Below are 22,921 nucleotides of genomic sequence, written 5' to 3' on the forward strand. Positions count from 1 at the left end.
ACAAATCCGGTTGACTTGTGCACGTTCGGACCTATGATGAAAATATTGTACAGAAATGAATAACTGTACAAGATTTAGCAATCAGAGGTCGCCCATGCCCAGCACAGCCATCGCCAAACCCAGAATCGCCATCAGCGCCTGCCTGATGGGTGCTGAAGTTCGCTTTAACGGCGGGCACAAGCAATCGCAGTTGTGCAGCCGCACCCTCGTCGATTATTTCGATTTCGTGCCGGTGTGCCCCGAAGTCGCCATCGGCCTGGGTATCCCTCGGGAGCCGATTCGCCTGGTGGGCAACCCCGAACATCCCGAGGCGCTCGGCACGGTGAATCGCGACCTCAACGTGACCCGGGCACTGGCCGACTACGGGCAGCAGATGGCTGGGGAGCTGGATGATATCTGCGGCTACATCTTCATGCAGAAATCGCCGTCCTGCGGACTGGAGCGGGTCAAGGTCTACGACCACAACGGCGTGACCCAGGACGGCGGCGGCCGCGGTATCTATGCCCAGGCCTTCTGCGAACGCCACCCCGACCTGCCGGTGGAGGAAGACGGCCGCCTCAACGACCCGGTGCTACGCGAGAACTTCCTGACCCGGGTGTTCGCCTATGCCGCCTGGCAACCTTTGCGCCGCGACGGACTGACCCGTCGCGACCTGATCGAATTCCACGCGCGCTACAAATACCTGCTGATGGCCCACAACCCGGTGCAATACAAGGCCCTGGGCAATTTGCTGGGCAACATGGGCAAGGCCGACCCCAATGAGCTGGGCCCACGCTATTTCAGCGCATTGATGGCCGCCTTGAAGAAATGTGCCACCCGCCGCACCCACACCAATGTGCTGCAACACCTGAGCGGTTACCTCAAGCGCGCCATCGACGCCGATGACAAACAGGAAGTACAGCATCTGATCGAGCAATATCGCCTCGGCATCGTGCCCTTGGTGGTGCCACTGACGCTGCTCAAGCATCACTTGCGCCAGCACCCCGATCCTTACCTGGCGCAGCAGGTCTACCTGCAACCACACCCGGAAAACCTCAGCTTGCGAAACGCTATTTGATGAAGAACGAACCCGACTCCAGCGCCAGCGAAGACCTGGGGGTTGACTTTGCCAAGGCCTTGGCGCAAGGCTGGCTGCCCATACGCGAGGTCGCCCGGCAAACCGGTGTCAACGCCGTCACATTGCGCGCCTGGGAGCGTCGCTATGGTCTGATCGTGCCGCACCGCACGCCCAAGGGCCACCGACTGTTCAATGCCGAGCATGTGCAACGGATCCTGAGCATTCTCACCTGGATCGACCGTGGCGTTGCGGTGAGCAAGATCAAGCCGTTGCTGGACACGCCGCAGCCACCGAGCGAACCCTCCCAGGTGCCGGAGAATGACTGGCAGCGTCAGCGCCATGCCCTGGTGCTGGCGGTGACGCAACTGGCCGAGCGCCAGATCGATGACCTGGTCAACCAGGCGATGGCGCTGTACCCGCCCTGGACCGTGTGCGAGCAGTTGCTCTTGCCGTTGCTGGCCGAGCTGCACCTGCGCTGGCAAGGCCAGTTCGGCGCGCAGCTGGAACGGGTCTTCCTGTACTCGTGGCTGCGCAGCAAGTTCGGCAGCCGGATCTACCACAACAACCGCCAGTTGCGCGGCGCACCGCTGTTGCTGGTCAATCATTCGGACTCGCCCCAGGAGCCGCACCTCTGGCTCACCGCCTGGCTGGCCAGCAGCGCCGACTGCCCGGTGGAAGTGTTCGACTGCCCGCTACCGGCCGGCGAACTGGCGCTGGCGGTCGAGCGCCTCAAGGCCCGCGGCGTCCTGCTGTATTCCAGTCACGCCCTCAACCTGTCCCAACTGCCCAGGCTGCTGGGCGCAATTGATTGCCCAATCATCATCGCCGGCCCCGCCGCGTCGATCCACCAGGCCAGGTTATCCACAGGCGTTGCGATGATTGACGTGTCCTGGGCCGAAGACCCGTTATCGGCTCAGCGCGAACTGAGCCGCCGAGAACTCCTTTAGATGGAAGACAGCATGCAACTGATCTGGCTGCGCAGCGACTTGCGCCTGCACGACAACACCGCTCTTGCGGCGGCCGCAGCCCAGGGCCCCTGCGTGGCGGTGTACCTGACCAGCCCCGAACAATGGCGCGCCCATGACGACGCGCCGTGCAAGATCGATTTCTGGCTGCGCAACCTCGGCGCGTTGAGTGCGGCCCTGGCCGAATTGAATATCCCACTGCTGATCCGCGCCGCTGCGCATTGGCACCAGGCACCGCAGGTACTGCTCAAGCTGTGTCGCGAACTGAACGTCGCCGCCGTGCATGTCAACGAAGAGTACGGCCTGAATGAAACGCGACGCGACGCCGAAGTCGCCCACGCGCTGAATGACCTGGGCGTTGAATTTCACAGCCACCTCGATCAATTGCTGTTCAAGCCCGGCAGCGTACTGACCAAGACCGGCAACTATTTCCAAGTGTTCAGCCAGTTCCGCAAGGTCTGCTACAGCCGTCTGCACTTTTCATTGCCGAGCCTGGTCGCCACGCCGGCCCGGCAGGCCCCCAACGGCATTGCCCGTGACCCGGTGCCGACGCAAGTCGATGGGTTCGCACCGCCCAGCGAAGCGCTACGCGCCCTCTGGCCTGCCGGGGAAACCGAAGCCCGTCGGCGCCTGGACACCTTTGTCGAGCAGCACATCGACGATTACCAAGGCGAACGGGACTTTCCCGCCAAGCCCGGCACCAGCCAGCTATCGGCCTATCTGGCGGCCGGCGTGGTGTCGCCGCGTCAGTGCCTGCACGCCGCGCTGCAAGCCAACCAAGGTGAATTCGAAAGCGGAAGTGCCGGTGTTGTGACCTGGGTCAATGAATTGCTCTGGCGCGAGTTTTATAAACACATTCTAGTGGGCTATCCACGCGTATCGCGCCATCGTGCGTTTCGCCCCGAAACCGAGGCGCTGGCGTGGCGCAAGGCCCCCGCAGAACTGGAGGCCTGGAAACAAGCGCGCACCGGCCTGCCGATTATCGATGCAGCCATGCGTCAATTGCTGGAGACCGGTTGGATGCACAACCGCTTGCGGATGGTCGTCGCCATGTTCCTGACCAAAAACCTGTTGATCGATTGGCGCGAAGGCGAACGCTTTTTCATGCAGCATCTGATCGACGGCGACCTGGCCGCCAACAATGGCGGCTGGCAGTGGAGCGCGTCCACCGGCACCGATTCGGCACCCTGGTTCCGCATCTTCAACCCGTTGAGCCAGTCGGAAAAATTTGACCGTGAGGGCCTGTTCATCAAACGCTGGCTACCTGAACTGAACGATCTGGACAGGCAACAGGTCCATAGCCCAAATACCCAAGGCGGCTTGTTTGGTGCCGTGGATTATCCGGCACCGATTGTCGACTTGAGCCAATCCAGGGCTCGCGCGCTGGCAGCGTTCAGAAACCTGCCGGCGCGACGGGACGCAGCCCTTGAAGGCATGGGCGATTAGCGAACATGAAATTACCAGCCTGCGGGATGCATTGTTTACCCGATAACATATAGTCTTACTAGTCGTACGGACTCTACTGAAAAGCTGCGAATCAGTGCGCTGTCCAATCGAAAGGAGTAGGGAATGGGTCTAAGACTGCCACGGCGCTATTGGCTCACCGGGGCTGGCAACGGAATCGGCGCTTCGTTGGCTGAAGCGATACTGCAGACGGGTGCATACCTGGCCGTCAGTTCGCGCTCGACCCGATCATGCGAACCCCTTTCGCTACGTTATCCCGGACACGTGCTGGCCGTGCCCGGCAATTTGACCGACAGCCAGGCCGTGCGCGAGATCGGCGAACAGATCGCCCGGCAATGGGGCGCCCTGGATCAGGTGATCGTCAATGCCGGGACGACTGAGTACGTTGACGGGCAGCCGGCTGATCACACATTGATCGAGCATATTGTGCGCAGCAATCTGCTGGCTGCCAGTTTCTGCATCGAAGTGGCCATGCCCTTGCTGCGCGCCGGGACCGAACCTCATCTGGTGGGTATTGCCAGCCCGGCGACTTACCTGCCCCCTTCACAAGTAGAAGCGGGTGGCCACGGGATGCGTCATCTGTTCGAATCGGCTCGGACAGAACTGGCATACGCGGGGGTCGATGTGACGCTGGTACACCCTGGCTACAACGCCCCATTGCCGGGGCCCGACGATTGCCCCCAAACCCCGATTCACTGGTCGGCAGACGAAACAGCGCGGCACGTGCTGAATCAGTTGGTCGAACGCCCGCGGGAAGTCGCGCTTCCCATTGCGTCCATGACCGCACTCTGGCCTTTGCCTTCGTCGACCGAAACCGTGCCGACCGATATGGGCTCATGCCAGGCGAAAAACGGCTATCCGATCAAGGGACGACCCTGAGCCGCTGATTGCCTTACACTGCGCGCCATGAAAACCATCCCCGTCCATGAAATCCCGACATCGGCCGTCACGTGTTCGACGTGCGCGGCGTGCTGCTGCCAGTTGGAAGTGATGCTGATCACCGACACCGGGGTCCCGGAGCGCTTTATCGACACGGACGACTGGGGTGGAGAGGTGATGCTGCGGCTGGATGACGGTTGGTGCGCGGCCCTGGATCGCGACAGCATGATGTGCACCATCTACGAAAAGCGCCCGCTGATCTGCCGCGAGTTCGAGATGGGCGCGCCGGAGTGCCTGGAAGAACGCCAAGGGATTGCGACGGCGTATCGATAAAGGTCTGGTCTGATCTACTGTGGGAGCGAGCTTGCTCGCGATAGCGGTGGCTCAGACAACTTTATCTTGGCTGGTCTATTGCCATCGCGAGCAAGCTCGCTCCCACCGTTCTCAAGCTGTTTTGTTACAGCGGCATCGTGTAGTGCAGCGCGTAGCTTTCCACACCGTCGTTAGTCGACTTGATGCCGGCGTTGGAGTAATGAGTGGCGCGAATGCCCACTTCATGTCCACCGTTGAAGCGCAGGCCGAAGCCGATGCGATCTTCGAACTGGAAGGCCGTACCGAGCTTGTTGTCTTCGACTTCGGTATTGGCAAACAACGCCACGCCGATACCGGCCTCGATGTAAGGCTTCACGTTCTGACCGGAAAACTCATACACAAACACAGGCGAGAACGACAGGCTGTGATTGCTGGATGTCTCGTCCCCTTCCCAATAGGTATAGGCGCCACTCCAGTAGCCGGTCAGGCGACCAACATCACTTTGCAGCCAACTCTTGTCCCAGTCGAACTGCATGCCCAGGCGGTAGGTCATGGTCGAGTCGCTGGTCTGGCCAACCCCAAACTCCACACCTGCTGCTTGTGCAGTGTAAGTGTGCCCCAACAATGCAGCCGCAAACGCGGCAAAGCAGAATAAGCGCTTCATTAGAAACATCCTTTTCCGAACAGACTTAGTTAGTTTTGTTACAAACAGACAAAGCTATAGAAATCCGCATCCAAACAGAAGTTCAGCCCGTTTCACACGGTTTTCACATTCTTTTTACAGATCGAAGCTTCGCACAACGCCGGACGAATGCCATAGCATCGGTAGGATTTTTCTTAAATGTATCGGGTCTGCACTCGTCCAGAAGTGCGTTTCGCTGGCAGGTCCTTCAGCCAACAACCCTCGCTCCGCCAGGAGGCGCTGAAGTTGCCGGGCCACGGCGGCACCGGTATCGATCAGGCTGATGTGCTCCGGAATCATCCGCGCGAGCAATGGCTTGAGGAACGGATAGTGCGTGCAACCCAGGATCAGCGTATCGCAGCCGGCTGCCAGCAACGGGTCCACGTAATGTTGCAGCAATTGATACAAGGCCGGGTTGTGCAGGTCACCCGCTTCGATCAGTTCCACCAACCCCGGACATGGTTGCGTGATGACCCGCACATCGGTGGCGAAACGGTCGAGCAAAGCGGCGAACTTGGCGCTCTGCAAGGTGCCCGTGGTGGCGAGCACACCGACGATACCGCTGCGGGTCGCGGCGGCCGCCGGCTTGACCGCCGGCTCCATGCCGACGATGGGCCAATGGGGGAAATCACGGCGTAGATCGGCAACTGCGGCGACCGTTGCGGTGTTGCAGGCCACGACCAGTGCCTTGGCACCCTGGCCCAGGAGAAAGTCGGCAATGATCGCGCAGCGTTGACGGATGTATTCCGGGGTCTTCTCGCCGTAGGGAATATGCCCACAGTCGGCCACATACAACAGCGACTCATTGGGCAGCAGCTGGCGAATTTCCCCCAGCACCGACAACCCGCCGACACCCGAGTCGAGCACACCGACCGGCGCTTCACTCATGTTGACCACCACAGACGCTGCAACCTGGATCACGCTTGACCCGCAGTTCACGGAATCGCGTACCCAAGGCATCGATCAACAGCAGGCGCCCCACCAGCGGCTCACCGAAACCGGCCAGCAACTTCAAGGCTTCAAGGGCTTGCAGGCTGCCCACCAACCCCACCAGCGGCCCGATCACACCGGCTTCGCTGCAGGTCAGTTCGGCTTCACTGCCGTGGCCGTAGAGGCAGTGGTAGCAAGGGCTTTCAGGGCGACGCGGGTCGAACACCGACAACTGCCCTTCCAGGCGAATCGCCGCGCCACTGACCAGCGGTTTACCCGCCGCGACACAGGCCGCGTTCACCGCTTCGCGGGTCGAAAAATTGTCCGAGCAGTCGAGCACCACATCCACCGCCACGACTGCCGCGGCCAGGCTGTCTTCGTCCATGGCCACCCGGTGAGGCACCAGTCGGACCTCGGGGTTGATCGCCCCCAGGCGCCGCATTGCCGAATCGACCTTGCTCAGGCCGACGCTGTCGGTGTCGTGAATGATCTGGCGTTGCAGGTTGGTCAGGTCGACGGTGTCGAAATCCGCCAAGTGCATCTCACCCACCCCCGCGGCGGCCAGGTACAACGCCACCGGAGCGCCGAGACCGCCAAGGCCGATGATCAGCACGCGGCTTTGCTTGAGACGCAATTGGCCGTCGATGTCGACGTGCTGCAACAGAATCTGCCGGCTGTAGCGCAACAGCTCCTGATCGTTCAGCACGGCCGGCACCCCAGGCTGATGCGCTCATGACCGCCCAGGTCCTTGCGGCTGTGGACGTCAGCAAAACCTTGGAGGCGCAGCAAATCGCGCACCGCCTCGGCCTGATCGTAACCGTGTTCAAGCATCAGCCAGCCGCCCGGCTCGAGATGAGCCGGGGCCTGGGCAACGATCTGGCGCAGATCATCGAGCCCGTCCGGCCCGGCAACCAGGGCACTGGCCGGCTCGAAACGCACGTCGCCCTCGATAAGGTGCGGATCGCTGGCCGCGATGTACGGCGGGTTGCTGATGATCAACTCGAAACGCTCGTCTTCCAGCGCACTGAACCAGTGGCTGCTCAGCACCGTGACGTTGCGCAGGTCCAGACGCTGACGATTGCGTTCGGCCAGGGCCACGGCCTCCAGCACCCGGTCGACCGCCGTGACTTTCCAGGCCGGGCGCTCACTGGCCAATGCCAGGGCAATCGCGCCGCTGCCGGTGCCCAGGTCCAGGACCCGGGCCAGTGTGGCCGGCAACAACGCCAGCGCGGTTTCCACCAGCAGCTCGGTGTCGGGACGCGGGATCAAGGTATGAGGCGCGACTTCCAGGTCGAGTTTCCAGAAACCCTGTTGCCCGAGGATGTACGCCACCGGCTCGCCGGAACGACGTCGCCGCAGGTATTCGGAGAACAGCAACGCTGCCTCGCTGGGCACGATCCGCTCGGGCCAGGTGTGCAGGAAGCTGCGGGACTTGCCCAAGGCTGCGGCCAGCAACAACTCGGCGTCCAGCCGGGCCGTGGGCGAATCCGGTAACTCGGCAGCGCGTAACAGACTGGCGATGATGGTCATTTGTTCACCTGTGCTTACTCGCCAATCGCCGCCAACTGGTCGGCCTGGTATTCGGCCAGCAACGGCTCGATCACCGCATCGACACCACCGGCAAGGATCTCGTCCAGGGAATACAGGGTCAGGTTGACGCGATGGTCGGTGACCCGGCCCTGGGCGAAGTTGTAGGTACGGATCCGCTCGGAACGGTCGCCCGAGCCCACCAGCAACTTGCGTTCGCTGGCGATGGCATTGGCGGCGGCGCTGGTCTGCTGGTCGTTGAGCTTGGCCGACAACCAGGCCATGGCCCGCGCGCGGTTCTTGTGCTGGGAACGTTCTTCCTGGCACTCGACCACGATGCCCGAAGGCAAGTGCGTGATGCGGATCGCCGAGTCAGTCTTGTTGACGTGCTGGCCGCCGGCGCCGGAGGAACGGTAAGTGTCGACCCGCAGGTCCGCCGGGTTGATCTCGATGGCTTCCTGCTCGTCCGGCTCGGGCAATACCGCCACGGTGCAGGCCGAGGTGTGGATGCGCCCCTGGGACTCGGTGGCCGGCACGCGCTGCACGCGGTGGGCGCCGGATTCGAATTTCAGCTTGCCATAGACGTTGTCGCCTTCGACCCGGGCGATGACTTCTTTATAGCCACCGTGCTCGCCCTCGTTCTCCGAGAGGATCTCCACCCGCCAACCGCGACGCTCGGCATAGCGCGAATACATGCGAAACAGGTCGCCGGAAAAAATCGCCGCCTCGTCGCCGCCGGTACCGGCACGGATCTCAAGGAACACATTGCGCCCGTCATTCGGGTCCTTGGGCAACAGCATGCGTTGCAGGCTGCTTTCCAGTTCAACCAGTTGATCCTTGGCTTCGCGGACTTCCTCCACGGCCATTTCGCGCATGTCCGGGTCGCTGTCCTTGAGCAGCGCCTGGGCGCCTTCGAGATCGCCCTGCACTTTGAGCAACTGTTTATAGGCGGCGACAATCGGCTCGACTTCCGCGTATTCCTTGGAATAGGTGCGGAATTTGTTCTGGTCGGAAATGACTTCGCCATCGCCCAGCAAGGCGGTCAGTTCTTCGAAACGGTCCTGGAGAATGTCCAGTTTGTTGAGCAGTGACGCTTTCATTGCGGTTTTTTATCCGAAAAGCTATCCGGTGAGCCCTCACCGAGGGCAAAGAGTTCCTGGGCCATGGCCAGCGCATCGAGGCGGCCTTCGGCGGTCAGCTTCTTGAGCTGGACACTGGGGGCGTGGAGCAATTTGTTGGTCAGGCCGCGGGCCAGTTGTACCAGCACCTCTTCGGCACTGCCGCCGTTGGCCAGCAGGCGCAGGGCTTTTTGCAGCTCCTCGTCGCGCAGGCGTTCGCTCTGCTGACGATAGGCCTTGAGCACATCCACCGCCGCCAGCTCGCGCAGGCGCACCATGAAGTCGTCGGCACCGACGGTGATCATCTCTTCCGCCGCCTGGGCCGCGCCCTGCCGGCTCTTGAGGTTCTCGGCGACCACCTCGTGCAGGTCGTCGACGCTGTAGAGATACACGTCATCCAGTTCGCCGACTTCCGGCTCGATGTCCCGGGGAACGGCAATGTCCACCATGAAAATCGGCTTGTGCTTGCGCAGCTTCAGGGCACTTTCCACAGCGCCCTTGCCCAGGATCGGCAACTGGCTGGCGGTGGAACTGATGACGATGTCGCTGTGCACCAGCTCCGCGGGAATGTCCGACAGCAGCACCGCATGGGCGCCGAACTGCTCGGCCAGGGTACTGGCCCGTTCCAGGGTCCGGTTGGCGACGACTATGCGCTTGACCCCCAGGTCGTGGAGATGGCGGGCGACCAGGGTGATGGTCTCGCCAGCGCCGATCAGCAGTGCCTGGCTGCGTTGCAAATCACTGAAAATCTGTTTCGCCAGGCTGACCGCGGCAAACGCCACGGACACCGGGTTCTCGCCGATGGCGGTGTCGGTGCGTACCTGCTTGGCGGCGTTGAACGTCGCCTGGAACAGGCGCCCCAGCAGCGGGCCGACGGTGCCTGCCTCGCGAGCCACTGCGTAGGCCGACTTCATCTGGCCGAGAATCTGTGGCTCGCCCAACACCAGCGAGTCGAGCCCCGAGGCGACGCGCATCATGTGACGAACTGCCGCATCGTCTTCGTGCACATAGGCACTGGCGCGCAGCTCTTCAAAGCTCAGGTTGTGGTATTCGGCCAGCCAGCGCAGGACTGAATCGGCCGAAACGTGATCCTGTTCTATATATAGCTCGCTGCGATTGCAGGTGGAGAGGATCGCAGCTTCGCGACTGTCGGTGAGTCGGCAGAGCTGCTGCAAGGCCTCAACCAGCTGCTCAGGCGTAAAGGCCACGCGCTCGCGGACGTCTACTGAAGCAGTCTTGTGGTTAATACCGAGTGCAAGGAAGGCCATTCAAAGTCGCTGATGGTGACGTGAAGCCGGCAATTGTCCTACTTCGTCAGATTCAGAACAACCACTCGATCTCTATCGCCCTGCCCGGGGTTGTAAATCGACGGGGCGGTTATGTTTGACCGAAGGCTTGTGTCATGATGATCCGACCGCAGGTTAGTCGTCCTCTTCCTATATGAATAGATCTTCCGCGTTGCTCCTCGCCCTTGCCTTGCTCAGCGGCTGCCAGTCCATGGCCCCCGTTTCGACGGACGGTACGCCGCCCGTCGAAGACAGTGTGCAGGTACCTGAAAAACCCAAGGTCTACGGCTCGTTCAGCGAAGAAACCATCTTCAGCCTGTTGAGCGCCGAACTGGCAGGCCAGCGCAATCGCTTCGACATTGCCCTGGACAACTACGTGACCCAGGCCATCAATACCCAGGATCCGGGCATCTCCGAGCGGGCATTTCGCATTGCCGAATACCTGGGCGCCGACCAGCCCGCGCTGGATACCGCGCTGATCTGGGCCAAGAATGCCCCGGACGACCTCGAAGCACAGCGCGCCGCCGCCGTGCAACTGGCCCGGGCCGGGCGCTATGACGACTCCATGATCTATATGGAGAAAGTCCTGCTGGGCAAGGGCGACACCCATTTCGACTTCCTGGCCCTGTCCGCCGCCGATACCGACCAGGAAACTCGCAACGGCCTGATGAAAAGCTTCGATCGCCTGTTGCAGCGCCACCCGAACAACGGCCAGCTGATTTTCGGCAAGGCCCTGCTGCTGCAACAGGACGGTGACACCCAGGGCGCCCTCACCCTGTTGGAAGACAACCCGCCGGAAGCCGGCGAAGTGGCGCCGATCCTGCTGCGCGCACGCCTGCTGCAAGGCTTGAACCGGGGCGACGAAGCACTGCCGCTGCTGGAAAAAAGCATCAAGAAGTACCCGGACGACAAACGCCTGCGCCTCACCTACGCCCGCATGCTGGTGGAAAACAACCGCATGGACGACGCCAAGGTGGAGTTCTCCAGCCTGGTCCAGCAATACCCGGAAGACGACGACTTGCGCTACTCCCTGGCGCTGGTCTGCCTGGAAGCCAAGGCCTGGGAAGAGGCCAAGGGTTACCTGGAAGACCTGATCGCCCGGGAAAGCCACGTCGACTCGGCCCACCTGAACCTGGGTCGCATCGCCGAGGAACGCAATGACCCTGAGAGCGCACTGATCGAGTACGCCCAGGTTGGCCCGGGCAACGACTACCTGCCGGCACAGTTGCGCCAGGCCGATATCCTGATCGGCAATGGCAAGACCGCCGAAGCCCAGAGCCGTCTCGCGGTACAACGCGACTCCCAACCGGACTACGGCATCCAGTTGTACCTGATCGAAGCCGAAACCTTGTCGGCCAACAATCAGGGCGACAAAGCCTGGAACGTGCTGCAACAAGCCTTGAAGCAGTACCCGGACGACCTGAACCTGCTGTACACCCGCGCCATGCTCGCGGAAAAACGCAATGACCTGGCCCAGATGGAAAAGGACCTGCGCCTGATCATCCAGCGTGACCCGGACAACGCCATGGCCCTCAACGCCCTGGGCTATACGTTGTCGGATCGCACCACCCGCTATGACGAAGCCAAACTGCTGATCGAACAGGCCCACCAGATCAATCCGGAAGACCCGGCGGTACTCGACAGCCTAGGCTGGGTGAATTACCGCCTGGGCAATCTCGACGAAGCCGAACGCCTGTTGCGCCAGGCCCTGGAGCGCTTTCCCGACCAGGAAGTCGCCGCTCACCTGGGCGAGGTCCTGTGGGCAAACGGCAAACAACGCGAAGCCCGGCAGATCTGGAGCCGATTCCTCAAGGATCAGCCTGACAGCCCCATCTTGCGCAGCACCATCAAACGCCTGACCGGATCCGAGACTCTTTAAGATTATGTTTTTGCGCCATCTCATCGTTTTCAGCTTCATTGCCCTGCTCGCCGGTTGCGCGGGCTTCGGCGCCCGTGAATCCGTCCAGGGCCAGGGCAACCAGGCCCAATGGCGCGAGCACAAGCAACAACTGAGCAGCCTCGACGGCTGGCAGATCGACGGCAAGATCGGCATCCGCGCCCCGAAAGACTCCGGCAGTGGCACTCTGTTCTGGCTGCAACGCCAGGACTACTACGACATTCGCCTGTCGGGCCCACTGGGTCGCGGTGCGGCCCGCCTGACCGGCCGGCCGGGCCAGGTGTCGCTGGAAGTCGCCAACCAGGGACGCTACGAGGCACCCACGCCCGAAGCGCTGCTGGAAGAACAAATGGGCTGGAAGCTGCCGGTTTCCCACCTGACCTGGTGGGTTCGCGGGCTGCCGGCACCGGACAGTAAAAGTCGCCTGACCCTCGATGCCGACAGCCGCCTGTCCAACCTCGAACAGGATGACTGGCAGATCGAATACCTCAGCTATGCCCAGCAGAACGGTTATTGGCTGCCCGAACGCATCAAGCTGCACGGCAGCAACCTCGACGTCACGCTGGTGATCAAGCAATGGCAGCCGCGCAAGCTGGGGCAATGACATGAGCGCTGCACGCCTGACCCTGCCCTCCCCGGCCAAGCTCAACCTGATGCTGCACATCCTCGGCCGTCGTCCGGACGGCTACCACGAGTTGCAGACGATTTTTCAGTTCCTGGACTACGGCGACGAAATCACCTTTGCCGTACGCGACGACGGGGTGATTCGCCTGCACACCGAGTTCGAAGGCGTTCCCCACGACAGCAACCTGATCGTCAAGGCCGCGAAAAAACTCCAGGCGCAATCCGGTTGTCCGCTGGGCATCGATATCTGGATCGAAAAAATCCTGCCCATGGGCGGTGGCATCGGTGGCGGCAGCTCGAATGCGGCAACGACTTTATTGGGCCTCAACCATTTGTGGCAGCTGGGTTGGGACGTGGATCGCCTGGCGGCCCTGGGCCTGACGCTGGGCGCCGACGTGCCGGTTTTCGTGCGTGGCCACGCCGCTTTCGCCGAGGGCGTCGGGGAAAAACTCACCCCGGTGGAACCCGAAGAACCCTGGTACTTGGTGCTGGTGCCGCAAGTATCTGTAAGTACAGCAGAAATTTTTTCAGATCCACTGTTGACACGTAACTCTCCTCCCATTAAAGTGCGCCCCGTTCCCAAGGGAAACAGTCGAAATGACTGCTTACCGGTGGTAGCAAGGCGTTATCCAGATGTTCGTAACGCTTTGAATTTGTTAGGTAAATTTACCGAAGCAAAACTCACCGGAACTGGAAGTTGTGTGTTTGGGGGCTTCCCAAGCAAAGCTGAAGCTGATAAAGTCTCGGCCCTTCTGACAGAGACCCTTACAGGGTTTGTAGCAAAAGGAAGCAACGTTTCGATGTTGCATCGCAAGCTGCAAGACCTGCTCTAAAAGGAATCGAGTGCTGGGCACTCGCAGCAACAGATACAGGGGCGTCGCCAAGCGGTAAGGCAGCAGGTTTTGATCCTGCCATGCGTTGGTTCGAATCCAGCCGCCCCTGCCATTTTCCTATACTCATCCAGGTATACCCTCAGCCTTCAGGTACTGCGCGTGTCCAAGATGATGGTCTTTACGGGGAACGCTAACCCCGATCTGGCTCGGCGTGTCGTACGTCAGCTGCATATCCCTCTCGGTGACATTTCTGTCGGTAAGTTCTCCGACGGCGAAATCACTGCCGAGATCAATGAAAACGTTCGCGGTAAAGACGTTTTCATTATTCAGCCGACTTGCGCTCCGACCAACGATAACCTGATGGAACTCGTCGTGATGGCTGATGCCTTCCGTCGCTCCTCGGCTACTCGTATCACTGCTGTTATTCCTTACTTTGGTTATGCCCGTCAGGATCGCCGTCCGCGTTCCGCACGTGTGGCGATCAGCGCGAAAGTCGTGGCTGATATGCTGACCGTAGTCGGCATCGACCGTGTCCTCACGGTTGATTTGCATGCTGACCAGATTCAGGGTTTCTTCGATATCCCCGTGGATAACATCTACGGTTCCCCGGTCCTGGTGGATGATATTGAAGATCAGCGCTTCGAAAACCTGATGATCGTGTCCCCGGACATTGGCGGCGTCGTGCGTGCACGGGCAGTTGCCAAATCCCTGGGCGTTGATCTGGGTATCATCGACAAACGCCGTGAGAAAGCCAATCACTCCGAAGTGATGCATATCATCGGCGACGTCGAAGGGCGTACCTGTATTCTGGTCGATGACATGGTCGATACCGCCGGCACCCTGTGCCACGCGGCCAAGGCCCTGAAAGAGCATGGCGCTGCCAAGGTCTTTGCCTACTGCACACACCCTGTGCTGTCGGGTCGAGCGATCGAAAACATTGAAAATTCAGTGCTGGACGAGCTGGTGGTGACCAATACCATCCCGCTCTCCGCTGCAGCACAAGCCTGTGCGCGTATCCGCCAACTGGATATCGCACCGGTTGTTGCCGAAGCGGTTCGCCGCATCAGCAATGAAGAATCGATCAGTGCGATGTTCCGTTAAGGGCCCTGCCCTTTCCAGGAGATCTCGTTGACGAAAAGCGCCCCGCCCCAACACTCATGTTGGGGCGGGGCTTTTTTGCCCATACCGCTTTGGCGTCGGTCGCAGACGTCATTCGGAAATGGCTATTTTGGAGATACAACATGAACGATTTTACTCTGAATGCTGAAGTGCGTTCCGACCTGGGGAAAGGTGCGAGCCGCCGCCTGCGTCGTCTCGCAAGCCTGGTTCCAGCTGTAGTCTACGGTGGCGAAAAAGCCCCTGAGTCCATCAGCATGCTGGCCAAAGAAGTTGCCAAACTGCTCGAAAACGAAGCGGCCTACAGCCACATCATCGAGCTGAACATTGGTGGCACCAAGCAAAACGTCGTGATCAAAGCCCTGCAGCGTCACCCGGCCAAAGGCCACGTGATGCACGCCGACTTCGTACGCGTAGTAGCTGGCCAGAAACTGACCGCTATCGTGCCTGTACACTTCGTTGGCGAAGCTGCTCCGATCAAGAAAGGCGGCGAAATTTCGCACGTTGTTTCGGAAATCGAAGTGACCTGCCTGCCGAAAGACCTGCCTGAATTCATCGAAGTCGACCTGGCTGACGCCGAAGTCGGCACGATCATTCACCTGTCCGACCTCAAGGCTCCTAAAGGCGTTGAGTTTGTTGCTCTGGCACACGGCGATGACAAGGCTGTTGCCAACGTCCACGCTCCACGTGTTGCTCCAGAAGCCACTGAAGAAGGCGCTGCAGAGTAATTTCACTCTGTCGCCGGAGTGACCGGAAACATCGCGGACTGGAACGTAGCGAGACAGCGGGCGAGAACGCGAAGTTTACTTAACGGTAAATCCGCCATTTTTGTCCACTGTCGCAACACCGCCTGATTGCGACATTGTTACCCACACTCCAGGAAGGGCCCCTATCGTGACTGCCATTAAACTGATCGTTGGCCTGGGAAATCCAGGCGCTGAATACGAACAGACCCGGCATAACGCAGGGGCCCTTTTTGTTGAGCGCATCGCGCACGCACAAGGCGTCAGCCTGGCAGCCGATCGCAAGTATTTCGGCCTGACCGGTCGCTTCTCGCACCAGGGTCAGGATGTTCGCCTGTTGATTCCCACCACCTACATGAACCGCAGCGGCCAGGCCGTGGCGGCATTGGCCGGTTTCTTCCGCATCAAGCCTGAAGAAATCCTGGTGGCCCACGACGAACTCGACCTGCCTCCGGGCGTTGCCAAGCTCAAGCAAGGCGGCGGCCATGGCGGTCACAACGGGTTGCGCGACATCATCGCGCAACTGGGTAATCAGAATACCTTTCACCGCCTGCGGCTCGGCATCGGCCACCCGGGCGTTGCCAGTATGGTTTCAAACTTTGTCCTGGGTCGTGCGCCTCGCGCCGAACAGGAAAAACTCGATGCCAGCATCGACTTTGCCCTCGGCGTGCTGCCGGATATCCTCGCCGGTGAATGGAACCGCGCGATGAAAAACCTGCACAGCCAGAAGGCCTGACACTTATCCGAGGGGAAACACCATGGGATTCAATTGCGGCATCGTCGGCCTGCCTAACGTCGGCAAGTCCACCCTGTTCAACGCCCTGACCAAATCCGGTATCGCGGCCGAGAACTTCCCCTTCTGCACCATCGAGCCGAACACCGGCATCGTGCCGATGCCCGATCCTCGCCTGGAAGCCCTGGCGGCCATCGTGATCCCGGAGCGCGTGCTGCCGACCACCATGGAGTTCGTCGACATCGCCGGCCTGGTGGCCGGGGCTTCGAAAGGTGAAGGCCTGGGCAACAAATTCCTGGCCAACATCCGCGAAACCGATGCCATCGCCCACGTGGTCCGCTGCTTCGAAGACGAGAACGTGATTCACGTCTCCAACAGCGTCGACCCAAAACGCGATATCGAAATCATCGACCTGGAACTGATCTTCGCCGACCTCGACAGCTGCGAGAAGCAACTGCAGAAAGTCGCTCGCAATGCCAAGGGTGGCGACAAAGACGCCGTCGCCCAGAAAGCCCTGCTCGAGCAGTTGATCGCCCACTTCACCTTGGGCAAGCCGGCACGCAGCCTGATCAAGAACATGGGTGCCGATGAGAAGCAGATCGTTCGTGGCTTCCACCTGCTGACCACCAAGCCGGTCATGTACATTGCCAACGTTGCCGAAGACGGCTTCGAGAACAACCCGCTGCTGGACGTGGTAAAAGCTATCGCCGAAGAAGAAGGCGCGATCGTGGTACCGGTCTGCAACAAGATCGAAGCGGAAATCGCCGAGCTTGAAGACGGCGAAGAGAAGGACATGTTCCTGGAGGCCCTGGGCCTGGAAGAGCCTGGCCTGAATCGCGTGATCCGTGCGGGTTATGAAATGCTCAACCTGCAGACGTACTTCACCGCTGGCGTAAAAGAAGTCCGCGCCTGGACCGTTCGCGTCGGGGCTACCGCGCCACAAGCCGCGGCCGTGATCCATACCGACTTCGAAAAAGGCTTCATCCGCGCCGAAGTCATCGCCTATGACGATTTCATCCAGTACAAGGGTGAAGCCGGTGCCAAGGAGGCTGGTAAATGGCGTCTGGAAGGCAAGGAATACATCGTCAAGGACGGTGATGTGATGCACTTCCGCTTTAACGTCTAAATTGCGCGTGGTGTTGCGGGTGATGGTGTGTATATCCGTTATTTAGGTAACGGCTGCTTATGGTTCCGCTCTTACAGCGGCTCACTTTTGAGAAGCGCAAAAGTAAGCAAAACGCTCTTGCCCCACCACTCGGTGCCTCGCTTAGGCTCGGCATGCCTGAACGAAGGCATCGCTCCGTGGGCCGCCGCGAAGGGCCATCCATGGCCCAGCGCGGCTAACCCGGCATCCATGCCGGGTTGCCCACTGCGCAATACCTTCGCTCAGCCAGCGTGGTTTAACGGGGCACCCCAGATCAAAATCAAAATCAAAATCAAAATCGAGGCGGCCTGACAGCCGACCTGGCTTTTTTGCGAACGCGTTTTTCCTGTGGGAACGAGCCTGCTCGCGAAGGCGGTTTCACAGCCAATGAAGATATTGGATGTGCCGGCCTCTTCGCGAGCAAGCTCGCTCCCACAGTGGTTTTGTGTTGGACATAAATTTTTTGTTCACTGGAGATTGAATGTGGGAGCGAGCTTGCTCGCGATAGCGATGGTGCAGCTACATAAATGCTGGATGTGCCGCGCTTTTGCTTTGCTTTGGCTTTTGATCTCGGGCGCCCCGTTAACCACGCTGGCCGAACGCAGGCATTGCGCAGTGGGCATCCCGGCATGGATGCCGGGATAGCCGCGCTGGGCCATGGATGGCCCTTCGCGGCGGCCCACGGAGCAATGCCGGAGTGAGGGCACACCGAGCCTAGGCGAGGTGCCGAGTGGTGGGGCAAAGCGCTTTTGGTTACTTTTGGCGCTCTTCCAAAAGTGACCCGCTGTAAGAGCGGAACCATAAGCAGCCGTTACCTAAATAACGGATATACACGGGGCCCTCAAGTTTCTATGGAATTCACGAGACCTACAACAGCCTGCAGAAAAAACCCAAAAATCATCGGCTCTTTGAAATCACCCCCCCCATATACTGATTCAAATCGCGAAAATCCTTAACACTCCAAGAATACGGCGATAGCTTCACACCATTCTCTCGCAAGGTCCTCGGAATCAAATCCCCATTGGGTCGCAGTATGATCGACGACACAATGACACCCGGATAATCACTCAGTCGTTTCTTGAAAGCGGCAGTTGTAAGGTCAGGCGTAGGAGGATTGCTTTTATGAGCCAACGGCCCCGTCCCCTTGATATCTGCTCCGTGACACATGGCACATCTCTGTAAATAGAGATTTTTCCCATTGGCACTATCCGCAACGGATAGTGATGTTTGAATGAGCGATAAAAACCCGAGCGAAGCGATGACTAATATTTTCATTATGCTTTCGGTACATGCCAATTTTTATGGGCGCAACGCCCTGTGGGAGCGAACTCATTCCCACAGGTTTTAGATGCCGGGATTGTTGTCCGCTCGCACAATCTGACTAGAACAGATAACCCATGTAGATCGCCGCGCCACCACCAGCCTGCAGGCCAGCGTTCACCCCGGCCATGACCACCGCGCCCTTGGCCGAGCGTGCCAGTTGCCGGTTGACCGTGGTCGAAGCGATGAGCGAGGTGGCCGGGTTGGAGCTCAGGACCACCGACAACGCCAGCAACTTGGGATCGAGCCCGAACAGCAGCGCCGTGGCCGAACCGCCGATCCCCAGGCCCACGCCCACTTCGGTATACATGCAAGGGCCGGTGATGTCGTCACTGGTCAGGTCGCGATCGACCAGGGCGTCGCTGACAAACACCTTGCCGGTGCTGGGAAACGCCTCTGCCGCACCGGCCGCACTGACGCCCTTGCCCTTGATCTGGATATTGATCTTGCCGAAGCGCGGCAGCCTGGCGCCAAATCCGACACCCACGCCGACCCCGCCATAGCGGTAGCTGACGTCTTCGCCCTGGGGCGAGCGCAGGGTAATCGAGCCACCACTGCCCGCCACCATGACCACGGTCAGGCCACCGCCGCTAGCGGTCTGGTACTGCCAGCGGCTCTCATTAACCGGGAGTGGGATGTTGTAGCTCATACGTTCAAAGTCCTTTATGTGAATGAACCGCATCGCGACCGCGTTGGCGGATGGCTTTCAGCAGGCCGACCAGGGTGAACACCAGGCCGATAAAACCCAGGACCCCGGAAGTGCCCCACAGTGCCGCCGGGGCATCGACGATGGCGCTGGCCGTCGGCTGCTCGGGCAGGTAATGCACCCGCACCGGCTGGTCCTTCTGATAACCGAAGATAAAACCGCCCTGGGGGTAGGAGATTTTTTCACCGCTGACGGTGGTGAAGGCGATCTCAGGATGCGAACCACCGGCATTCAAGTGGCTGACGATGCCATCGGCGGTCTGTGCCCGGGCGAGGAAGTCGCGACGGTCGAGGGTGAGATTGACGGCAATGCCCAGCAAGCCAATGCCAATCAGCGCAAAAAGCAGGCCTAGCAGTATCGTCCCGATGCGTGACGGGGTGTCGTTAGCCATAGCTTGTCCCGGTATTCATCCATGAAAGAAGGCGGCGAGGATAACAAAAAGCCTGCTATGTCGTAATGCTGTTCATTCGAGGTTTGTGATCGCCGTGGCGAGGGAACTTGCCACGGATGCCCATTAGCCTCTTTTGACTTTGAAGCGTCCCAACACCCGCTGCATCAGGGAAGCTCGCTCCGAAAGGTCCTTGGCCGCCACGGCGCACTCTTGCGAGTTCGACTGGTTTTTCTGCGTCACTTCGTCGATCTGCTCAAGCCCGATGCTGGCCTGCTGCAAACCTGAAGCCTGCTCGCTGGAGGCCTGGTAGATCAGCGAAACCAGGCTCGACACCGCACCGGTTCCACTGACGATGTTCTTCAGCGATTCGGCGGTCCGGCCGGCGATGATCATGCCGCGCTGGGTCTTGCTCGAGGAATCAGCGATCAACGCGGCAGTCTGCTGGGCGGCCTCGGCACTGCGGGCGGCCAGGCTACGCACTTCGTCGGCCACCACGGCAAAACCGCGCCCAAGCTCACCGGCCCGGGCCGCTTCGATGGCTGCGTTCAAGGCCAGCAGGTTGGTTTGTGCGGCGATGTTGTCGATGGTGGTAATGATCGCCGTGATGTCCTTGCCCGAGTTGTCGATTTCGGCCATGGCGGCAATCAGTTCGCTCATCAATTTGTCGCTTTCCCCGGCATCGGCCCGCGAGGCCTGGGATTGCTCATCGGCCTTCTTGGCGTTGGCGGCATTGTCCCGGGTCTGGGCGGCCATCTGCGTCATCACCGCGCTGATTTCGGTGATGGACGAGGCGGAATTGGAAGCCCCGTCGGAGAGTGACTGACTCAAGTCGGTGACCTGCGCCGAGCTGCCGGTGATCTGGGTGGCGCTGATTTGAACCTCGGAAATCAGCTGGTTCAGGTTGCTGACCATTTTCTCCAATGACTTGCCAAGGGTGTCATGGGGCGAAGACAAGCGGACCTCCAGGTCCAGATCACCTTCGGAAATGCGCTCGGCCACCCGCACCTGCCGTTGCAGGCTTTCAGACATGTCGTTGAGGGCCGCAGACAACTGCCCGACTTCATCTTCGGATTTCTGCACCAGGCGACGGGAGAAATCCCCCAGGCTGATGGTGGCGGCCAAGGCGGCGGCTTCGCGAATCGGCCCAACGATTTTTGCCGCGGCATACCACAGGGCAGCCAGGGCCAACAACGAAATGACCAACCCTACCGATACCTGCCAGATGCTGTTGTTGAGGCTGCGCGCCTGCAGTTCCTGCTCCAGGGCGATGGCCTGGCTCATGACCACCGCCTTGGGCAGGCGAATCAACACCGCCCAGGGCTTGCCCGTGCGACCAAGCGCAATGGGCATCAGCACTTCGATGTTCTGTGTTTGCGCATTGAGCAGGCCATCACCCCGACCGGCCTGGATATCGCGGAGCACTTTTTCCCAGGAGTCAGGCAACAAGGCCTTGATCGGCTGGCCAATCAGGTCGGTCCGCTGACTGTCCGCGACCACCAAGCCCTGGTTACTCAAGATCGAAACCGTGCCTTTGCCGCCGTAGAGATCGGCAGACATCTGCTCGCTGAGTTTCTGGATAAACGCGATATCGAAGTCAGCCCCGACCACTCCGTAGAACTTGCCGTTGGAGACGATGGGCACCGACAAGGTGGTCAGCCAGACGTTTTTCCCCTGGACCACATAAGGAATGGGGTCCAGCACACTTTCCTTCAGGGTGTCGCGCGGGCCGCTGTACCAGCCGCCCTTGGGCACACCGTTGGGGTGACGGTCCGGGGAGTCATACTCGACCAATGGTTGCACCGCGACGTGGCCATCGGCGCTACGCGTCCAGTAAGGCGTGAAACGCCCGGTCAACGGGTTATTGCCATCCTCTGCATTGCGGAACGCCGGATCCTGCCCGTCCAACGCATTCGGTTCCCAGCAGGAATAGGTGCCGTTGAAGTCAGGGTTATCCTTGAGGACGCTGAGCAGTACGCTGTTGATCTGTTCACGGCCCAATATCAGGGAGCTTTGCGAGGCCTTGCTGGCGGCGAAGGCATTGGCCATGGTGCGGGCTGCATCCAGCGCATTCTGCAACTTGGCCTGGATGGCGTTGGCCCGGGATTCGGCCAGGTTCTGGATTTCCCGGATCGTTGATTTTTCAACCAGTGCGCTGACCTCGGTCGAGACATATTGCTCGTTGGCCCGGGCGCTAAAAAGCCCGTAGACAATCAGGCTGATGGATGAAACAAACAGGCATACGCCTGCCGTGACACAAATACGTGCCTGCAATGACTTGAACTTCATATCATTCCCCGCCTGATTCTATTTATGGCCAACGTCAAAAGACGGCAGCATCTAACGTGTGCACGACACGGCATAACAATCGATCACGGCTGCTACGCCGCCCCCAAGGCAAACACCTTGGAAGAACTTGGCAATACAGCTCTTTATAAGAATTTCAATATGGCAGGTGGGGGGCGCAACCCCTGTCTGCCCGCAGCGCGGAAGAGGTCATCAAACCAAGAACCGAAGGCCTTATGTCCGGGACAATAAGGGCGATAGGTGGAAAGAATGTGAAAGCCTGCTTTTCCAGTCACCACAGGGGTCACCCTTGAATAATGCTGCAGATTCCCTTCTAACCATTAACCACAACAGCAAATTAACACGACCAACCTTTATACAAATACCCACTTAAGGCTTATACAAACCAGTACTTTAGTCGCAACAGCGACGTACTCATCAAGTACAAGATTCACAGCGCTTCAAGTTGGGACTGACTCTTTGCCCGGCACGGGTCACCACCCCGCAAAAGGGGGAAGCTCAGGCAAGATATGAGCGCCGGACTACACTCTATGCGCGTCCTGCAAGGCACAACGCTCAAACGCCTTCTTCCGCATGGATAGGGAGATTCTCATGCACAGTCTCGCAAACTACGGATATACAAAGAGACCCGCCTCCGCCCCCGCCATTCGTGCCGTGCTGCCAGCCACTGGCGACATTGAACGGCACCCTCCAGGCTGAGCATTCCCTCGGCCACCTCAAGTCCTGGAGCGGTTGATTCGCTCCGGGACCTGTTCGCGACCCAACACTTGAAAAGACTTCCCGATCAATTGCATCGGCGTAGCAGGCACAGGCGCGCCGGATTCGTGGGAGCGCAGCCGTACCCATGCACTGCGCTCACTCACCTCCGAAAACAACCGCAAGGCGTCCAC

General features: G+C 60.0%; 23 protein-coding genes, 1 tRNA gene and 1 pseudogene. 13 read left to right on the forward strand and 12 right to left on the reverse strand.

From position 1 onward, the window contains the following. The first annotated feature begins 94 nt into the window (after window positions 1-94). The 5 genes from AD662_RS23905 to AD662_RS23925 all read left to right on the forward strand — a co-directional run bounded on the left by AD662_RS23905 (window position 95) and on the right by AD662_RS23925 (window position 4,698). Window positions 95-1,057, forward strand: a complete 963-nt coding sequence (locus AD662_RS23905) for a YbgA family protein (RefSeq protein WP_018606477.1) — start codon at window positions 95-97, stop codon at window positions 1,055-1,057. Further along, window positions 1,057-2,004 carry a MerR family transcriptional regulator gene (locus AD662_RS23910; protein WP_053189849.1) on the forward strand — a complete coding sequence of 316 codons (948 nt, stop codon included), beginning with the start codon at window positions 1,057-1,059 and terminating at the stop codon, window positions 2,002-2,004. The genes AD662_RS23905 and AD662_RS23910 overlap by 1 nt, the downstream gene beginning before the upstream one ends. 12 nt (window positions 2,005-2,016) lie before the next feature. Further along, entirely contained in the window at window positions 2,017-3,468 is a 1,452-nt protein-coding gene (gene phrB, locus AD662_RS23915; RefSeq protein WP_033062618.1) for a deoxyribodipyrimidine photo-lyase, read from the forward strand. A gap of 123 nt (window positions 3,469-3,591) precedes the next feature. Beyond that, a complete protein-coding gene (locus tag AD662_RS23920; protein WP_018606472.1) occupies window positions 3,592-4,365 on the forward strand; it encodes an SDR family NAD(P)-dependent oxidoreductase in 774 nt (257 codons plus the stop codon). A 27-nt stretch (window positions 4,366-4,392) separates the two neighbouring features. Continuing rightward, entirely contained in the window at window positions 4,393-4,698 is a 306-nt protein-coding gene (locus AD662_RS23925) for a YkgJ family cysteine cluster protein (RefSeq protein ID WP_053189850.1), read from the forward strand. Window positions 4,699-4,822: 124 nt separating this feature from the next. Here AD662_RS23925 and AD662_RS23930 read toward each other — a convergent pair whose 3' ends face one another. From AD662_RS23930 to hemA, 6 genes are all read right to left on the reverse strand, one after another. Continuing rightward, on the reverse strand, window positions 4,823-5,341 hold the full coding sequence (locus AD662_RS23930) for an acyloxyacyl hydrolase (protein ID WP_014340188.1): 519 nt from the start codon (window positions 5,339-5,341) through the stop codon (window positions 4,823-4,825). A gap of 114 nt (window positions 5,342-5,455) precedes the next feature. Continuing rightward, window positions 5,456-6,247, reverse strand: coding sequence for a glutamate racemase (gene murI, locus AD662_RS23935; RefSeq protein ID WP_053189851.1), 792 nt, complete (start codon window positions 6,245-6,247; stop codon window positions 5,456-5,458). Further along, on the reverse strand, window positions 6,240-6,995 hold the full coding sequence (locus AD662_RS23940) for a molybdopterin-synthase adenylyltransferase MoeB (protein ID WP_053189856.1): 756 nt from the start codon (window positions 6,993-6,995) through the stop codon (window positions 6,240-6,242). The genes murI and AD662_RS23940 overlap by 8 nt, the downstream gene beginning before the upstream one ends. Beyond that, window positions 6,989-7,819: a peptide chain release factor N(5)-glutamine methyltransferase gene (prmC, locus tag AD662_RS23945; RefSeq protein ID WP_053189852.1), complete on the reverse strand. Its 831-nt coding sequence runs from the start codon at window positions 7,817-7,819 to the stop codon at window positions 6,989-6,991. Before prmC ends, AD662_RS23940 begins: the two co-directional genes overlap by 7 nt. 14 nt (window positions 7,820-7,833) lie before the next feature. Further along, complete coding sequence (prfA, locus tag AD662_RS23950) at window positions 7,834-8,916, reverse strand: peptide chain release factor 1 (RefSeq protein WP_018606464.1); 1,083 nt, start codon at window positions 8,914-8,916, stop codon at window positions 7,834-7,836. Then, window positions 8,913-10,202 carry a glutamyl-tRNA reductase gene (gene hemA, locus AD662_RS23955; protein ID WP_018606462.1) on the reverse strand — a complete coding sequence of 430 codons (1,290 nt, stop codon included), beginning with the start codon at window positions 10,200-10,202 and terminating at the stop codon, window positions 8,913-8,915. The genes prfA and hemA overlap by 4 nt, the downstream gene beginning before the upstream one ends. Before the next feature lie 172 nt (window positions 10,203-10,374). On the opposite strand from hemA, the gene AD662_RS23960 reads away from it, so the two are divergent. From AD662_RS23960 to ychF, 8 genes are all read left to right on the forward strand, one after another. Further along, complete coding sequence (locus AD662_RS23960; RefSeq protein ID WP_033062615.1) at window positions 10,375-12,099, forward strand: tetratricopeptide repeat protein; 1,725 nt, start codon at window positions 10,375-10,377, stop codon at window positions 12,097-12,099. 4 nt (window positions 12,100-12,103) lie between these two features. Further along, window positions 12,104-12,721 carry a lipoprotein insertase outer membrane protein LolB gene (gene lolB, locus AD662_RS23965; RefSeq protein WP_018606458.1) on the forward strand — a complete coding sequence of 206 codons (618 nt, stop codon included), beginning with the start codon at window positions 12,104-12,106 and terminating at the stop codon, window positions 12,719-12,721. Between the two features lies 1 nt (window position 12,722). Then, complete coding sequence (gene ispE, locus AD662_RS23970; protein WP_014340195.1) at window positions 12,723-13,574, forward strand: 4-(cytidine 5'-diphospho)-2-C-methyl-D-erythritol kinase; 852 nt, start codon at window positions 12,723-12,725, stop codon at window positions 13,572-13,574. A gap of 37 nt (window positions 13,575-13,611) precedes the next feature. Continuing rightward, window positions 13,612-13,686 (forward strand) — tRNA-Gln (locus AD662_RS23975). A 47-nt stretch (window positions 13,687-13,733) separates the two neighbouring features. Continuing rightward, entirely contained in the window at window positions 13,734-14,675 is a 942-nt protein-coding gene (locus AD662_RS23980; protein ID WP_003171603.1) for a ribose-phosphate pyrophosphokinase, read from the forward strand. Window positions 14,676-14,815: 140 nt separating this feature from the next. Next, entirely contained in the window at window positions 14,816-15,418 is a 603-nt protein-coding gene (locus AD662_RS23985; RefSeq protein WP_018606432.1) for a 50S ribosomal protein L25/general stress protein Ctc, read from the forward strand. Between the two features lie 166 nt (window positions 15,419-15,584). Further along, a complete protein-coding gene (pth, locus tag AD662_RS23990; protein ID WP_003185374.1) occupies window positions 15,585-16,169 on the forward strand; it encodes an aminoacyl-tRNA hydrolase in 585 nt (194 codons plus the stop codon). Window positions 16,170-16,191: 22 nt separating this feature from the next. After that, window positions 16,192-17,292, forward strand: a complete 1,101-nt coding sequence (gene ychF, locus AD662_RS23995; protein ID WP_003205534.1) for a redox-regulated ATPase YchF — start codon at window positions 16,192-16,194, stop codon at window positions 17,290-17,292. 485 nt (window positions 17,293-17,777) lie between these two features. Here ychF and AD662_RS28915 read toward each other — a convergent pair whose 3' ends face one another. The 6 genes and pseudogenes from AD662_RS28915 to AD662_RS30230 all read right to left on the reverse strand — a co-directional run. Further along, on the reverse strand, window positions 17,778-17,969 hold the full coding sequence (locus AD662_RS28915; RefSeq protein ID WP_074849472.1) for a hypothetical protein: 192 nt from the start codon (window positions 17,967-17,969) through the stop codon (window positions 17,778-17,780). A 238-nt stretch (window positions 17,970-18,207) separates the two neighbouring features. After that, a complete protein-coding gene (locus tag AD662_RS28920; RefSeq protein WP_018604621.1) occupies window positions 18,208-18,585 on the reverse strand; it encodes a c-type cytochrome in 378 nt (125 codons plus the stop codon). Between the two features lie 106 nt (window positions 18,586-18,691). Further along, window positions 18,692-19,279 carry a hypothetical protein gene (locus AD662_RS24000; protein ID WP_053181890.1) on the reverse strand — a complete coding sequence of 196 codons (588 nt, stop codon included), beginning with the start codon at window positions 19,277-19,279 and terminating at the stop codon, window positions 18,692-18,694. Window positions 19,280-19,283: 4 nt separating this feature from the next. Further along, window positions 19,284-19,727, reverse strand: a complete 444-nt coding sequence (locus AD662_RS24005; protein ID WP_018604615.1) for a DUF3592 domain-containing protein — start codon at window positions 19,725-19,727, stop codon at window positions 19,284-19,286. A 123-nt stretch (window positions 19,728-19,850) separates the two neighbouring features. Then, the gene (locus AD662_RS30225) at window positions 19,851-20,756 is read right to left on the reverse strand and encodes a methyl-accepting chemotaxis protein (RefSeq protein ID WP_373419653.1); all 906 of its coding nucleotides are present in this window, start codon (window positions 20,754-20,756) and stop codon (window positions 19,851-19,853) included. Beyond that, window positions 20,751-22,013: pseudogene (locus AD662_RS30230) on the reverse strand (methyl-accepting chemotaxis protein); the annotation flags it as partial. The gene AD662_RS30225 and the pseudogene AD662_RS30230, both read right to left, overlap by 6 nt. Between the last annotated feature and the right edge of the window lie 908 nt (window positions 22,014-22,921).

The organism is Pseudomonas kilonensis (genome assembly GCF_001269885.1).
In the GTDB taxonomy this organism is placed as follows: Bacteria; Pseudomonadota; Gammaproteobacteria; order Pseudomonadales; family Pseudomonadaceae; genus Aquipseudomonas; species Aquipseudomonas kilonensis.